This window comes from Flavobacterium sp. W21_SRS_FM6, assembly GCF_052119645.1.
GTDB lineage: Bacteria > Pseudomonadota > Gammaproteobacteria > Enterobacterales > Alteromonadaceae > Paraglaciecola.
The window spans coordinates 308,478-322,289 of record NZ_JBGQOM010000004.1 but is presented as its reverse complement, the minus strand read 5'-3'; the positions used below and the strand labels follow the sequence as shown (position 1 = coordinate 322,289).

The following is a 13,812-nucleotide window of genomic DNA, read 5'->3' as shown; positions in this document are numbered from 1 at the left end:
ATCGATGCCGCATAACACCACGTTTAGTAAATGAATAAAATCTCAGATTTATGAATTGATAGATCTATTAATTCGAATGTTTTTCGTCAGATTTATGCTTTTAAATTGCTTCAGTCAGTCAAAATTAATCCCGAACACTGGTATAATCTTCCATTATTCGATTTAAATGATTCTTTATGCAGCAAATAAAACAGCGATTTGGTGGCACTGAGCGCCTTTACGGTATGAATCAAACAGCAGTACTGGCTAAATCTCATGTTTGTGTTGTGGGTATTGGCGGCGTGGGTTGTTGGGTAGTAGAAGCATTGGCCCGCACAGCTTTAGGGCAGCTTACACTTATTGATTTAGACGATCTTTGTGTAACCAATACCAATCGCCAAATACATGCGATGCATTCTACTGTCGGCTTGGCTAAAGTCGATGAGATGAAAAAGCGTATTCTCGACATTAATCCCGATTGTATAGTTAACGCAATAGAAGATTTTGTCACCCCAGAAAACGTAGCCGAAATGTTTAATAAAGGCTTTGATTATGTGGTTGATGCCACAGACAGTATTAAAGCCAAAGCCAGTATGATTGTGTATTGCAAACGGAATAAAATTCCAATCATCACTATTGGTGGGGCTGGCGGCCAGATAGATCCAACCCAAATAGCCGTTACTGACCTAAGTAAAACAATTCAAGACCCTCTTGCAGCCAAACTTCGCTCCTATCTACGCCGCTTTCATAATTTTACCGTCAACAGTAAGAGACGTTTTGGCATTGATTGCGTTTATTCAACTGAGCAACTGCGCTATCCACAAAAAGACGGCTCTGTTTGCGCGACTAAAAGTTTGTCAGACGGAAGCGTAAAGTTAGATTGTAATACAGGCTTTGGTGCATCTGTAGCAGTCACCGGCACCTTCGGATTTGTTGCTGCAGCCAGAGTAATTGAAAAATTAATAGCAAAAGCCCATTTGCCATAAAACCTGACATTGTTGTGGACAAATTGATTATGGCGTTTTCTCATCCTTATATTTACGGATATCCAACACTACTGTGACGGCCAACCATAGCAATATCGCCCCTGCCAAAAGCCATGTATTTTCGGCCAACAACATGACTTCTTCACTTAACAAACTCGTCACAAAGATGAGCAGTAAGTAGTAGGGTAGGTTTAGCAAACCAGCTAGTAAGACAACCTTCATACTCTGCCTCTGGCCGCCTTGAGAAAACATAAAAAATGCCAGCGAATTGATGTGTATCATGGCAGTTAGCAAGGACTTTATTTTTAATTTTGCCGATGTTTGATTATATTTCGCTAGGCGGCGCCCTAGCAAAAAATTAAGCAAAGAGCCCACTGTTGCTGCAATGACCATTGCTAAGGTCAAAAATACAATGTCTTGCCATTGAGGTTTAGCCATCACCACTAGGACCACAGCAAAAAATTGACCAGGAAAATAAAAACCAACGTAGACAATCGATTCAAGTAAGATAATCAAACCGATGAGCAGGTAAAAATAATCACTAAATTGAGATTGCAGTTTTTCGAGTAAGGCTAAACCGGGCGGAATTATGTTGAATTCTATTAAAGCACTGAATAAAGCCAATATACATAGTGCAGATAAGGGTAACCACGATCGATAATTCATAATAGTCAGTATCATTATATTTCGTTGTATTACGAGTGAGGCGGATCTCAGATCACTCTGGCGTTGTTGCACACTTCAGGTCACAATAGCAAAAAGTTATTATTCGAAAAAATAGAAACAACTATGTATCGCGCAAAAACAACGATTGAGCAATGGCGAATTTTACAAGCAGTAGTTGACTACGGGGGTTATGCTCATGCGGCAGCAAAATTAAACAAAAGCCAATCCTCGCTTAATCATGCGGTTACAAAACTTCAAGACCAACTCGGCGTCGAACTACTTGAAGTAATCGGGCGTAAGGCACACTTAACTGAAGCTGGGGAGGTCATGCTAAGACGAGCCAGACTTCTCACGCAAAATATTCAAGAATTAGAAGAACTGGCTACCAACATTAATCAAAACTGGGAGCCTGAGATTACCTTAGCCGTAGAGCTCGCCTTTCCAAGAGAATATCTTTATCCTGCCTTAGTCGACTTTCACAAATATAGCCGTGGTAGTCGCCTTAAAATAATTAATACCGTGTTAACCGGCACCGAAGAAGCGATAACCGAAAAATGGGCTGATTTGGTTATTTCCGGTACCATTCCTCGCGGCTACTTAGGTGAGCCTCTTTGCCAACACTACTTTTATGCCGTTTGCCATCCAGAGCATGAGCTGGCTAAACTACCCCATCAAATAGATCCTCGAGAATTAGCTCAACACCTACAGTTAGTTATCAAAGATTCGGGTAAACTGCCGATAGAAAAACAGGGATGGCTAAAGTCAGAGCAGCGCTGGACGGTAAGTGACTTTGGCGCGGCAATTGATATCATGGCTCAAGGCATTGGTTTTTGCTGGCTTCCAGAATACACCATTAGAGAAGCGCTTAGCCAAGGAAAATTAGTGAAATTAGCCATTAAAGGCAGTAGTTTTAGGGTGATCCCCTTTTATTTAGTTGTGCCAAGTGCTGACAAGATAGGACCGGGTACCGAAATGTTGTACCAGCAAATACTTGCGTTACGTCAGTGTCCTTCACAACTACCAGAACCACAAGCATAAAGGATAGATACACATGCAAATGAGCCAAGAAGAACTCACAGAACTTATGATTGATTGTGCGCAAAATGCCGTGATTACCACTCAAGAAGAATTTAAACTTGAACTAGACGGAAGCGATCAAAGTGTAGAGTTGGTCGATGAAGTCATACTAGGTTGGTTAGCTCGTTATCGAAATCAAGCCCTTGAAGAGAATGCTGTTTTTACACTGTGTAATATTTATGGCGCCTATGTTGGCGAAATTTTCCGCCATAAAATCGGTGGTAATTGGAATTACGATGTCAGTGATCCTGATGCACCCTATGTTGTGCTTGAATATGCTGGAAACACCTATGCTTTTGCTGGAATTTGCTATCAACGTTTGGTGAATGATAGTGATATTAGTATTAAGAGTTACTTTGAGCAGGCTGTGGCCAACAAGATGCAATAAGCCATTATTAGGCGAATATTATGGCCCTATTCTATAGGGCTATTTGGTCTAGACCAGTCACTCACCAACAAACGTAAATGCCGGTCTTTAAACAGATAAAAGCCAATCATCACATTAATCAGAAACGACAAAGCGATTGACCATGAAAACTGCCAATAAAGCGATTTAGCTAAAAAGTAGTGCAAGCCAATATCAAGTAAACAGCTGAGCAATAGCAAAGGCTTAATAAGTAGTAGTGGCCAGTATCTCTCATGCTTAGTCAATGACTCACGAAATGCCAGCAGCAGATATGCACTAAACGCGGGAGCAGCAATCAACATTGAGAGGTATAAATAGCGTTTTTCAGGGTAGATCCAAGATAACAATTCAGAGCTATTTTGTTGCAGGATAAACGACAAGGCAAAAATAAACATACTGCGGCATAAAAACAACGCACACCAAGACAGTATAGCTGATGGCTTTACCCGACCAGCCTCATCGTAGTATTTCAACTCAAGTAGTAATCTTGCCAAAGTAATTTAAACCTTCAAGGTCAATAATGGGTTGCATACAATCACACCTTTGCGTGTTGACTCATCGTCACAAAGCCGATGCTCTCTTGTTGTAATGCGCAGACATTCGCATTTCTTCGAGCACCTGTTCGATGTCTTGCAATCCGTCCTGAGAGAGATACATGCTCATACTAGAATGAATATTCACTTTTTCACCGCTACCTGCATTGATAGCCATATCAGTTAGACTATTTTGAATTCGATCGAACAACACTCGAGCCGTTTCATCATCTATATTTTTCAAACACACGATAAAGCGGTCTGTCCCAAGTCGCCCTAACAGGTCTTTCTCACGAGTGACTTGATTTAAACATCCTGCCACCCGTTTTAATAAGGTATCAGCCGTTAAATAGCCAAACTGCGCATTAACTTCAGAAAAATTAGTCACGTCAAACACTGCAATAGCATTGACCTTGTCTCGCTGAACTGATCTTATTCGCTTGATAGCACCGAGTACTGATTGTTCATTACGTAAACCTGTAAGACTATCGGTTGCCAATTTACGCAAGTAATGTCGTCCTAGTGTCAAATAGAGCAAAAGAGCTATCACGGTTATTAGTAAACACACCAACACAATAGTTTGTATATTTTCTCGTTGAATTTTCGTGATATTCTCTTCTAACATATTGATTTTTGTGTACAAATTGGCAACACCAAGCACTTGACCAGACGCTTGTTGCTGATTTAACTTAGTGGTCAATTTATCTGCATAGCGTTGAAATACTTTTTCGGAAGCAGAAACATTACCTAGATATAAATTAGCCTCCACCAAAAAGCGCAGATAGTCTTTGTTGTTTGATAGGGCGTTTGATACTTGGGCGTCCTCAATTTCACGCGCGCTAAGATATTGTGTAATACAATCTTTATCGTCATCTATCATGCAAATGAAAGCCGAATACCATGCAAATAAATCGTCCATTTGTTTATTAGTCACCATAGGCAAAAAAGCTTGCCATTTAACCAAATTGACGCGCATCTGAGCATACTCGTCAGTTAAATAGTAATACCGGCTTAATGAGTAATATAACCATGAATTGGTCAGGGGCGTATTGATTTTTTTATTCTCATCGGCCAGTTTATCAATCATCAATTTAGCTTCATTAAAATTACCACTACCGATGTAAGCACTAATAAGACTCATCAAAGGCGCTACTTGGTTTTTTTCTTCATACACATCTAAGCCTATATCATAAGCTTTTTGGTATTGCTCTACAGCCAATACATTTTGACCAATTTTTCCAAACAGATACCCAATTTCATTATGAATATGTGCCACTTCCTCTTTATCGTTAGTTAACACATGGGATTCAAGGAGCGCAAATAGTTTACCAAGCCTTTCACCAATACTTTGCTTATTTCCACTGCATCCTGATAATTGCGCAATTTGAGAACTCAGTGTTATATCTTTAAAACTATCCATCCCAAGCTCTTCAGCCTGTTTGTAATAAGCACAGCGTTTAGGATCATCTTGTGCCTCAAAAATATAACCCATTTGATAAATTGCGCTGGCATAGCTGTATGACAACTTATCAATGGCAGGATCACGTATTATGTCTTCGAGCACGTTTTGAGCCTGTTCAAGCTGGCCTACACAAATCATTGACTGAGTTTTAATAACTTGTAAAGCAATTGATTGAGAATGAGTAGTTTTGGAACTATTTAGAAAAGTATCGAGTTGTGGAAGAACCTCACTTTTCGGGCAATCATAGGTCTTAACTTGTGATTTTTTGATGAAGTCATCAATATCATCGGCCCTCACTATTTGATGAAATCCCCCTAAGACTAGCAACAAAGTAATACTGAAAGACCTCAATGCATTTTGTGGGATTTTTTCAAACATGAATAAAACAACCATACGTTTATAATTATTATTTTTACTAACTTTGTTAGTGCCTATTGCTACAGCGTTCTCGCTAAGACCGCAAGTATAGTTATTTATTGTTGTGTAATACCAATAAAAACATTACCCAGAGCAGTAAAATTAACATGTATTGAGGTGTTAACTCCTTCACAGCCTCAAGTTAGGTGTGTCGAAAGCTTGTCATATGTCACGAAACAGTGAGCAGGCTCAAGGGCCGCAAACACATTAAACAAGCAAGGCCCAGACGAACCTTGCGAGTCATTTAAAATAGCAAACCTAGTTTATTAAGCGTGTTTAAAAAACCATCGCTTTCCCGCGCCCGCTTGATTCAGAAGCAGCATCAATTTTACCATTTTGGTTGATGATTAACTGCAAGTCACCAAACCGGTTTTCATCTAACACATAACCCATTTTTTCTAACTCAGTAATTACCCTAGGATCTAGCCCTGGATGATAACGAATTTGATCTTTTGGTAACAACTGATGGTGAAAGCGAGGACGGTCGACGGAATCTTGCGCACTCATATTAAACACTAACGCATTGAGGATAGACTCGTAGACCGAGCTAATAATAGTGGTTCCACCTGGTGAGCCCGTGACGAGGGCAACATCATTATTTTTTAAGACGATGGTGGGCGTCATAGAAGAAAGCATTCGCTTTTGCGGCTGTATTTCGTTAGCGCTGCCACCTATGGCACCAAACACATTGGCAACCCCAGGTTTCGCACTAAAATCATCCATTTCGTCATTCAATAAAAAGCCGGCCCCTTCAACGACCACAGAATTGCCAAAACCTAAATTAATTGTAGTGGTATTAGAAACCGCATTGCCCCAACTATCTATGATAGAAAAATGCGTGGTTTCTTCACTCTCCTTCAGACCTGGTTGAATACTCTCTGTTTCTGAGATGACATTGGGTACAATACCCATACTGCGTTTTTCCATATAAGTGGGATCAATCAAACGAGTCAGGGGAACTTGAATAAAATCAGGGTCGCCTAAATACTCAGCTCTATCAGCAAAAACCCGTTTACCAATCTCGGCTAAAAGATGAATATAAGCACTTGAGTTGTGCACTAAGTTTGGGTGTTTTTTGGCTAATATTTCATACATTTCTAACCACTGAATAATCGCAACACCACCAGAGCTAGGTGGTGGCGCAGTGAGTAATTGGTATTGCTGCCAATTTGCAATGATAGGTTTGCGCGCGATAGCCTCATACTGAGCCAGATCTTGTAAACTAATTAAGCCATTCTCTTTTTGCATGAAATCGCTGATTAACCTAGCCGTTTCACCTAAATAAAAGCCGTCTCGTCCCTTATCCCGAATCAAACGTAAAGTCGCTGCTAATTCGGCTTGTTTGAATATCTCGCCCGCTTTCGCTTTTTCAAAGTAAGTTTTAAAATTGACGTCAAAGCCCTGTTCAGCCAGACGTTTTATATGACGTTCAATATACCCGCCTAACTTCGGATGAACCACAAATCCATGCTCCGCCAATTCGACAGCGGGTTGAACTAACTCACTCCAAGGTAAAGAGCCATGCTTTTGGTGGGCTAGCCACATGCCCGCCACGGTGCCAGGCACGCCGGATGCCAATACACCAATAAGTGATTGATTGGGGATCACCTCACCTTTTTCATCTAAATACATATCTCGATGCGCAGCTAAGGGCGCTTTTTCACGATAATCAATAAAGTCATTTAGGCCATCTTTATGAATCAACATAAATCCACCGCCACCAATATTACCGGCTTCAGGCAGTGTCACTGCCAATACAAATTGCGCAGCAATGGCGGCATCAACCGCATTACCGCCTTTATCCAAGATCGCTTTTGCGGCGTCAGCACTATAACTATCAGGCATTGCAACAGCCGATTGATGAGAACTAGCAGCTACTTTATGACTTTTTGTATCACTATTATCGGCACCACAGCCAATAATTAAGCAACACAAGCCCACTAAAATGAAGCCTTTATTTATTCTTTCGAGCGTTAAATTTAACATCTATTTTTCCTATTTAATTTTGCTCAAGGTTTGAGTCTTTGCTCATTCACTAACGTCAAATCAATCGCGTCGAAGGCCTAAAGCCTCGAGCAATTGACTTCTTTCAATCTCGTTATTATGGCTAACAATCATCTTTTAAACGCTAGGGCTATTGCCCCACTAAACGCCCTTAGGTATCTGATTGAGCCTATTTTTAGCCCCTCGACTTAAATAGGGGTGCATTTTTTCCTCCATTTGTTGTAAAAATGGGGTAATACAATTCAATTCTTTTTTTTGGTTGCTTAATTGCCCGAGCGCGACGGCTGTCGCTAACTCACATACTTGGCTCATCAAACGCTCATTAACTCGAGTATGTTGTTGCAAATATCGGTCATATATCGTGACATTTTTCTTATCTTTAGGCTCATCAAACAGGCGCTGATAGTCGCAAACATGAAAATAATAAATTAGGATTTCAACTTCGGGACTAAGTAAACTCGCAAGGGCTGCTCTTTGCTCAGACAAATGATGTCTCGCTTCGTCATTGAGTTCGTCTAAAGGCGAGTGCGCTAAATGGTAGAGTCCGGCCTTTTGCAGCACTTCGTTTGCGGCCCACGCTTTCAGTAAACAACGAACATTGTCAAGCAGGTATATTTGCTTCGCATCGAAATGTTCAAAATCACCGGCGCCAAGTTGAATTAACTGAATAAATTTATCTAACATCAATACTCTGCCCTAATAAGCCATTATTTTCATTTAACCCAGTCGGTTTTTGTACACATCTGGTTGCCAAATTTCCATAAAAACACTTGGACTGCTGAGGCTGTTATAACCATATTGTTGATATAAACCATGAGCATCACTGGTAGCTAACAACATACGCCTCAAACCCTGTAAATCAGGATGACGATGTATTTCGTCCATCAGCCAAACACTTAAGCCTCGCCCTCGATGTTTTTCGACTACAAATACATCCGCTAAATAAGCAAAGGTAGCGTAATCAGTGATCACTCGAGCAAAACCAACTTGCTCTCCCGCCTCGGTAAACACACCAAAACATAAGGAGTTTTCTAAGGCTTTTTGTAAGGTGTTGAGCGGAATCCCTTTTGCCCAATATGAAGTGGCTAAAAATCCATGAATGGTTCCTATATTTTGCTCTTCAAACTGGTGGCTTATTCTGTATCCTGAAACCACATATTTTCCTTACTGACTATTTAGTTCAAAATATAAAATAACTAAACTACTCGCGGCAGCAAACATGAGTACATAGCCGTTGATTCCGTAATAGTCGTTTTCTCGTCTATTGCGTCTGCGCTTAATGATGAGAACCAGCAAACTGATCGCTACACAGATGATTAATAGGGCAACAAGGTAATGACTCAAAGCCGAAGACCACTCCTCTCGTCCTGTCACTCCCCAGAAAGCTTGAACACCTGAGATAAATTCTGGCCGGGCATAGTGAAACACAACTAAAGCAGCTAAGAAGACCAGCCAGCCAATAACATTGATTGCCACCATGAATTTAAACAAGCGATCAGTCTCTCTGGGCTGTTTACGCCGATTCATCGCCTGTTTTTCACCCCTACGATCATTTTTTTGCTGTTGCATACCTTCTCTACTTCGATTTTTCTTGAGTCTGTGCGCTAGCTGAGTAAGATTACACACCTTGCTAACTTAGCCAAGTCAGTCGTTTAATTAAAACGCTCACTTACGTAATTTTACGGCCATTACTCGCCATCTGCGTTTTATGTTGGTTTCGGTAAGAGTACATCATCTTGATAGACGTTTTAAACTATCTGGTCAGCCTAGCAGGCTAACGCTTTAGCGATGAAAAAGCGTCATAGTAAATTGATATTAATAAATAGGGATTATCCCCACAGCTTGGAGAAGAAGAAATGGCGCACGCCTCGGTGGCAGATATATTTGCCGGTAAATACGCAGTTGGCGAACATGTCACAGTAAAAGGATGGGTTAGAACTCGTCGTGATTCAAAAGCAGGCCTGTCTTTTGTTGCCTTGCACGATGGAAGCTGTTTCGATCCCATTCAAGTTATTGCTTTGAATACTTTAGAAAATTATGCTGATATTCAACGCTTAACAACGAGTTGTTCTATTATCGCCAGCGGCGTTTTAAAAGCGTCTGAAGGACAAGGTCAAGCGCTAGAAATCGATGCAAATAGCATTGATATTATCGGCTGGGTAGAAAATCCAGATACGTATCCAATGGCGCCTAAAAGACACAGCATGGAATATTTGCGTGAGCATGCTCATTTGCGCCCGCGAACCAATGTGATGGGCGCAGTAACCCGTGTTAGAAACTGTCTATCTCAAGCTATTCACCGTTTTTTTCACGAACGGGGTTACTGTTGGATAAGTACACCAATCCTCACCGCGAGTGATACCGAAGGTGCGGGTGAGATGTTCAGAGTATCGACTTTGGATATGATGAACTTACCCAAGACAGAGCAAGGCGAAATCGACTTCAGCCAAGACTTTTTTGGTAAAGAAACCTTTCTAACAGTTTCAGGTCAGTTAAACGTTGAAACTTATTGTACCGCCATGTCTAAGGTGTATACCTTTGGTCCCACTTTCAGAGCCGAAAACTCTAATACTTCAAGACACCTAGCAGAGTTTTGGATGATTGAGCCAGAAGTGGCCTTTGCTGAATTAGCCGATGTAGCTCAACTTGCTGAAGACATGCTTAAATATGTTTTCAAAGCTGTTCTTGCAGAGCGAGCCGATGATATGGCATTTTTTGCTCAGCGCATTAAACCCGATGCAGTGACTCGATTAGAGCAAGTTATTGAGCAAGATTTTGTGCGAATGGATTACACTGACGCTATCGAAATACTGCAAAATTGCGGTAAAAAATTCGAATTCCCGGTGTCTTGGGGGGTGGATTTATCTTCAGAACATGAGCGTTATCTAGCCGAAGAACATGTTGGCGCACCTATCATCATGCAAAATTATCCTAAAGATATTAAAGCCTTTTACATGCGCATTAATGACGATGGTAAAACAGTGGCGGCCATGGATATTCTTGCCCCAGGCATTGGTGAAATTATCGGTGGTTCACAGCGTGAAGAGCGTTTAGATGTATTTGATGCGCGCTTGGCAGAAATGGGCTTAAGCCAAGAAGATTACGCTTGGTATCGTGATTTACGTCGCTACGGTACAGTGCCTCATTCTGGTTTCGGGCTTGGCTTTGAACGTTTAGTGGCCTATGTGACTGGCATGCAAAACGTTAGAGACGTAATCCCCTTCCCTCGTACTCCGGGTAACGCTAATTACTAATAATTAGTCTTGTTTTAAAGCCACCGACAGGTGGCTTTTTCAGCATCACCTTTAGGTTTTTCTGTTTGATACATCAAACTTATAAAAGCACCACGCTTCCCTTGGCTTAGCTCAATGAATATTGGTAACATGATTATCAGGAAATCCTAATAAGAATTCAATGTGAGTGAACAACGATTATCAACATTGAGTCAATCTCAAACCTCAGCGTTTGCTTCAATCACATGTCATGAATGTGGATATCATATTGATATTCCGCACTTGCCCAATAAACACAAAGCGATTTGCCCCCGTTGTGGTTATCGCCTCACGGCCTATCGTGAACATGCTACGCAATGGGTCTGTGCACTGGCTTTTTCAGCGTTAATATTTTTGCTCATAGCCCTGCCCTTCAAGTTTTTGTCTTTTAGCGCGGGAGGGCAAAGCCAACAAATAGATATACTAAGCAGTATCGAATTATTATTTGCCCAAGATTATGCAATTTTAGGCCTAATAATGGCCAGCGCCATTATTGTGCTACCTGCATGTATTTTACTGTCACTACTCCTGATCCTGGTGCCTTTGCAATTTGGCATTGTTTTACCCAAAGCATCCTATTTTGTGACCTTTATCTTTGCTATTTTACCTTGGGCAATGGCGGAAATATTTTTAGTTGGTGTGTTAGTTAGTCTTGTGAAAATAAGTTCACTTGCCGATGTGGGGATAGGTTTGTCGTTTTATGCCTTTTTGTTGTTCACTGTAGCAATGAGTGCGATGTTGCTTTTCCTGGATGAACACCAGTTACGAAGCGAAATAAAAGGCCAACCCAATAGAGCTAAAAAAAACATTGATGCATCAAAAAGTATTCAAACCACTTGGGCTTTACTCCTGACTGCCATTCTATTGTACATTCCCGCCAACTTGCTCCCTATCATGGTTACCGATACTCTAGGCGATGAGCAACCCAGTACCATTATTGGTGGTGTAGTATTGTTATGGCAATCAGGCTCTTACCCCATTGCATTTATTATTTTTGTTGCCAGTGTACTGGTACCTGTGGCTAAAATAGTGATTTTATGTTGGCTAAACTTTAGCGTGCAATTTGCTCATCAAGACTTAACTATTCAGCGTATGAAATGGTATCGCTTCACCGAATTTATTGGTCGTTGGTCTATGATTGATGTATTTGTAGTGGCGGTGTTAGTCAGTTTAATTCAATTAGGAAACGTAATGAGTATTCATCCAGGGCACGCTGTAATCGCTTTTTGTGGCGTCGTCATTGTTACCATGCTGGCGGCCATGTCATTTGATACCCGCCTGATTTGGCAAAAGGACCCATCAGACAATGAGTGATCACTCAAACCTTGAAAACGATTCTTCTACAAGGGAAGTGGCCGAAGTAAAACCAGTGAGGCGAATTTCCAAGATTTGGTTTATTCCTTTGGTGGCCTTATTTATTGGTATGTGGATGGTTTACTATCAGTGGAGTAGCCAAGGGCCGCTAATTGTTATTTCATTTCCTAACGCAACCGGAATAGAAGCGGGTAAAACCAAAATTAAAACCCGCAGCGTTGACATCGGTGTAGTCAAAAAAATAGAACTCGCTGACGACCTGCAAGGCGTATTAGTCACTGCCAGAATGAACGCCAATGTGGCGTCCTTGTTACATAAAGACAGTCAGTTTTGGATTGTATCCCCGCGTATCTCACTTAATGGAATATCTGGTTTAGGCACAATTATGTCAGGGCCTTATATTAATATGGCGCCTGGCGAAGAGCAGGAAAAAAGTACCCACTTTTCCGCCTTATCAGCACCTCCTGTCACTCCAGCTGGCACACCGGGCTTGCACATCACCCTTAATAGTAACGCAGAATTTGCCTATAAAGAGGGCGACCCAGTTATTTATAAAGGCTTAAAAGTCGGTGAAATCGAAGACACTTATTTTAATTTTGAAGAACGAGTTGTGTATTACAACACCTTTATTAACGCGCCTTACCACAAGCTTATCACTGAAAATACGAAGTTCTGGGATACCAGTGGCATATCAGTACAGTTAAACGCAGGGGGGGTGAAGTTTGACACTGGCAGCTTAGAAAGTTTACTCACTAACGGGGTCACCTTTGGTGTGCCAGAAGGGATCCCGTCTGGAGATGTTATTTCACAACGCACTAATTTTGATATTCATAGTAATTACGATGAGGCCTCAGAGCAGCGTTACAAGTTAAGTGTCGAGTTTGTGATTTTAGTTAAAGATACCGTGCGCGGTTTACATGTCGGTGCCCCCGTTGAATATCGGGGTTTAGAAATCGGTAAAGTATTAGCCATTAATCCACCTGAGTTAAATAAAGCCTATTTATTAGAAGAGAGCTTCGATATCCCGGTCATCATCGGTATCCAGCCTGGTCGAGTGCAGCAATCCGACGATCAAAGGGGTTTAGATTATGTAAAGAAACAGACCTTAGTGTGGGTGTCTGAAGGACTGCGCGCCAGCCTAAAAATGGGCAATTTTTTAACAGGCGCGTTATTTGTTGACTTGCAGCACTATCCAGATGAAAAACCATCTAAAATAAGTACCTTGCTCAACTACGACGTTATTCCCACGGTGAGTAATGAATTTGCCCAAATCACCGCAAAAATATCGGCTGTACTGGATAATATCAATCAAATAAAACTGCAAAATATTGCTGATAACACCAATACAATGTTACTCAACATGACCCAAACCGCAGAATCACTGAAAAAGACCAGCGAAAATTTTGACCATTTGGTGTCTAGTTTTCAAGGCGAGAAACTAAATAGTCAATTAGCTGAGACCTTAAATAGTTTGAGTCAGTTGACTAAAGACTTCTCTGCGGGTTCAGAGAACTACCAAGAAGTGAATCAAACCCTGCGCACTATTCAAAATACCTTAAATGATATGCAACCACTCTTATTGCAATTAAATAACAAACCCAACAGTTTAATTTTTGGTGACGGAATAGAAGAGCAACGATTGGAGCCCAAGGCGGCCAAACGTGGCCAAGCACCTTCACCCACAGGAAACAATTAA

Annotated in this window: 13 protein-coding genes; 6 read left to right on the top strand and 7 right to left on the bottom strand. The window is 41.2% G+C overall.

Annotation, left to right across the window (positions count from 1 at the left end; translation table 11 throughout):
* The first annotated feature begins 176 nt into the window (after nt 1-176).
* Nucleotides 177-965 (top strand): tRNA cyclic N6-threonylcarbamoyladenosine(37) synthase TcdA, encoded by a 789-nt coding sequence (tcdA, locus tag ACEN2L_RS09470; RefSeq protein ID WP_441743417.1) that lies wholly within the window; start codon nt 177-179, stop codon nt 963-965.
* 27 nt (nt 966-992) lie between these two features.
* Here the strand turns inward: tcdA and ACEN2L_RS09465 are convergent, their stop codons facing one another.
* On the bottom strand, nt 993-1,646 hold the full coding sequence (locus ACEN2L_RS09465) for a hypothetical protein (protein ID WP_441743416.1): 654 nt from the start codon (nt 1,644-1,646) through the stop codon (nt 993-995).
* Nucleotides 1,647-1,754: 108 nt separating this feature from the next.
* Here ACEN2L_RS09465 and ACEN2L_RS09460 point away from each other — a divergent pair, with 108 nt between their 5' ends.
* Together ACEN2L_RS09460 and ACEN2L_RS09455 are read left to right on the top strand one after the other, a co-directional pair.
* The gene (locus ACEN2L_RS09460) at nt 1,755-2,669 is read left to right on the top strand and encodes a LysR family transcriptional regulator (protein WP_441743415.1); all 915 of its coding nucleotides are present in this window, start codon (nt 1,755-1,757) and stop codon (nt 2,667-2,669) included.
* A gap of 13 nt (nt 2,670-2,682) precedes the next feature.
* Nucleotides 2,683-3,096 carry a hypothetical protein gene (locus tag ACEN2L_RS09455; protein WP_306023163.1) on the top strand — a complete coding sequence of 138 codons (414 nt, stop codon included), beginning with the start codon at nt 2,683-2,685 and terminating at the stop codon, nt 3,094-3,096.
* 26 nt (nt 3,097-3,122) lie between these two features.
* On the opposite strand, the gene ACEN2L_RS09450 is transcribed toward ACEN2L_RS09455, so the two are convergent.
* The 6 genes from ACEN2L_RS09450 to ACEN2L_RS09425 all read right to left on the bottom strand — a co-directional run bounded on the left by ACEN2L_RS09450 (nt 3,123) and on the right by ACEN2L_RS09425 (nt 9,099).
* The gene (locus ACEN2L_RS09450; RefSeq protein ID WP_441743414.1) at nt 3,123-3,608 is read right to left on the bottom strand and encodes a DUF2919 family protein; all 486 of its coding nucleotides are present in this window, start codon (nt 3,606-3,608) and stop codon (nt 3,123-3,125) included.
* A 67-nt stretch (nt 3,609-3,675) separates the two neighbouring features.
* Entirely contained in the window at nt 3,676-5,487 is a 1,812-nt protein-coding gene (locus ACEN2L_RS09445) for a diguanylate cyclase domain-containing protein (RefSeq protein ID WP_441743413.1), read from the bottom strand.
* A 315-nt stretch (nt 5,488-5,802) separates the two neighbouring features.
* Nucleotides 5,803-7,512 (bottom strand): gamma-glutamyltransferase, encoded by a 1,710-nt coding sequence (ggt, locus tag ACEN2L_RS09440; RefSeq protein ID WP_441743412.1) that lies wholly within the window; start codon nt 7,510-7,512, stop codon nt 5,803-5,805.
* Between the two features lie 159 nt (nt 7,513-7,671).
* The gene (locus tag ACEN2L_RS09435; RefSeq protein WP_441743411.1) at nt 7,672-8,214 is read right to left on the bottom strand and encodes a DUF6817 domain-containing protein; all 543 of its coding nucleotides are present in this window, start codon (nt 8,212-8,214) and stop codon (nt 7,672-7,674) included.
* A gap of 33 nt (nt 8,215-8,247) precedes the next feature.
* Nucleotides 8,248-8,685, bottom strand: coding sequence for a GNAT family N-acetyltransferase (locus ACEN2L_RS09430; protein WP_441743410.1), 438 nt, complete (start codon nt 8,683-8,685; stop codon nt 8,248-8,250).
* A gap of 9 nt (nt 8,686-8,694) precedes the next feature.
* Nucleotides 8,695-9,099 (bottom strand): hypothetical protein, encoded by a 405-nt coding sequence (locus tag ACEN2L_RS09425; RefSeq protein WP_306023169.1) that lies wholly within the window; start codon nt 9,097-9,099, stop codon nt 8,695-8,697.
* Between the two features lie 287 nt (nt 9,100-9,386).
* On the opposite strand from ACEN2L_RS09425, the gene asnS reads away from it, so the two are divergent.
* The 3 genes from asnS (at nt 9,387) to pqiB (ending at nt 13,812) form a co-directional block, all read left to right on the top strand.
* Entirely contained in the window at nt 9,387-10,784 is a 1,398-nt protein-coding gene (asnS, locus tag ACEN2L_RS09420; RefSeq protein WP_441743409.1) for an asparagine--tRNA ligase, read from the top strand.
* Between the two features lie 162 nt (nt 10,785-10,946).
* Nucleotides 10,947-12,116 (top strand): paraquat-inducible protein A, encoded by a 1,170-nt coding sequence (locus ACEN2L_RS09415; protein WP_441743408.1) that lies wholly within the window; start codon nt 10,947-10,949, stop codon nt 12,114-12,116.
* Nucleotides 12,109-13,812, top strand: a complete 1,704-nt coding sequence (gene pqiB, locus ACEN2L_RS09410; protein WP_441743407.1) for an intermembrane transport protein PqiB — start codon at nt 12,109-12,111, stop codon at nt 13,810-13,812. Before ACEN2L_RS09415 ends, pqiB begins: the two co-directional genes overlap by 8 nt.

Coding starts and splice junctions, on each gene's coding strand:
- tcdA (WP_441743417.1), top strand. CDS start 177: ATGCAGCAAATAAAACAGCGATTTGGTGGCACTGAGCGCCTTTACGGT.
- ACEN2L_RS09465 (WP_441743416.1), bottom strand. CDS start 1,646: ATGATACTGACTATTATGAATTATCGATCGTGGTTACCCTTATCTGCA.
- ACEN2L_RS09460 (WP_441743415.1), top strand. CDS start 1,755: ATGTATCGCGCAAAAACAACGATTGAGCAATGGCGAATTTTACAAGCA.
- ACEN2L_RS09455 (WP_306023163.1), top strand. CDS start 2,683: ATGCAAATGAGCCAAGAAGAACTCACAGAACTTATGATTGATTGTGCG.
- ACEN2L_RS09445 (WP_441743413.1), bottom strand. CDS start 5,487: ATGTTTGAAAAAATCCCACAAAATGCATTGAGGTCTTTCAGTATTACT.
- ggt (WP_441743412.1), bottom strand. CDS start 7,512: ATGTTAAATTTAACGCTCGAAAGAATAAATAAAGGCTTCATTTTAGTG.
- ACEN2L_RS09435 (WP_441743411.1), bottom strand. CDS start 8,214: ATGTTAGATAAATTTATTCAGTTAATTCAACTTGGCGCCGGTGATTTT.
- ACEN2L_RS09425 (WP_306023169.1), bottom strand. CDS start 9,099: ATGCAACAGCAAAAAAATGATCGTAGGGGTGAAAAACAGGCGATGAAT.
- asnS (WP_441743409.1), top strand. CDS start 9,387: ATGGCGCACGCCTCGGTGGCAGATATATTTGCCGGTAAATACGCAGTT.
- pqiB (WP_441743407.1), top strand. CDS start 12,109: ATGAGTGATCACTCAAACCTTGAAAACGATTCTTCTACAAGGGAAGTG.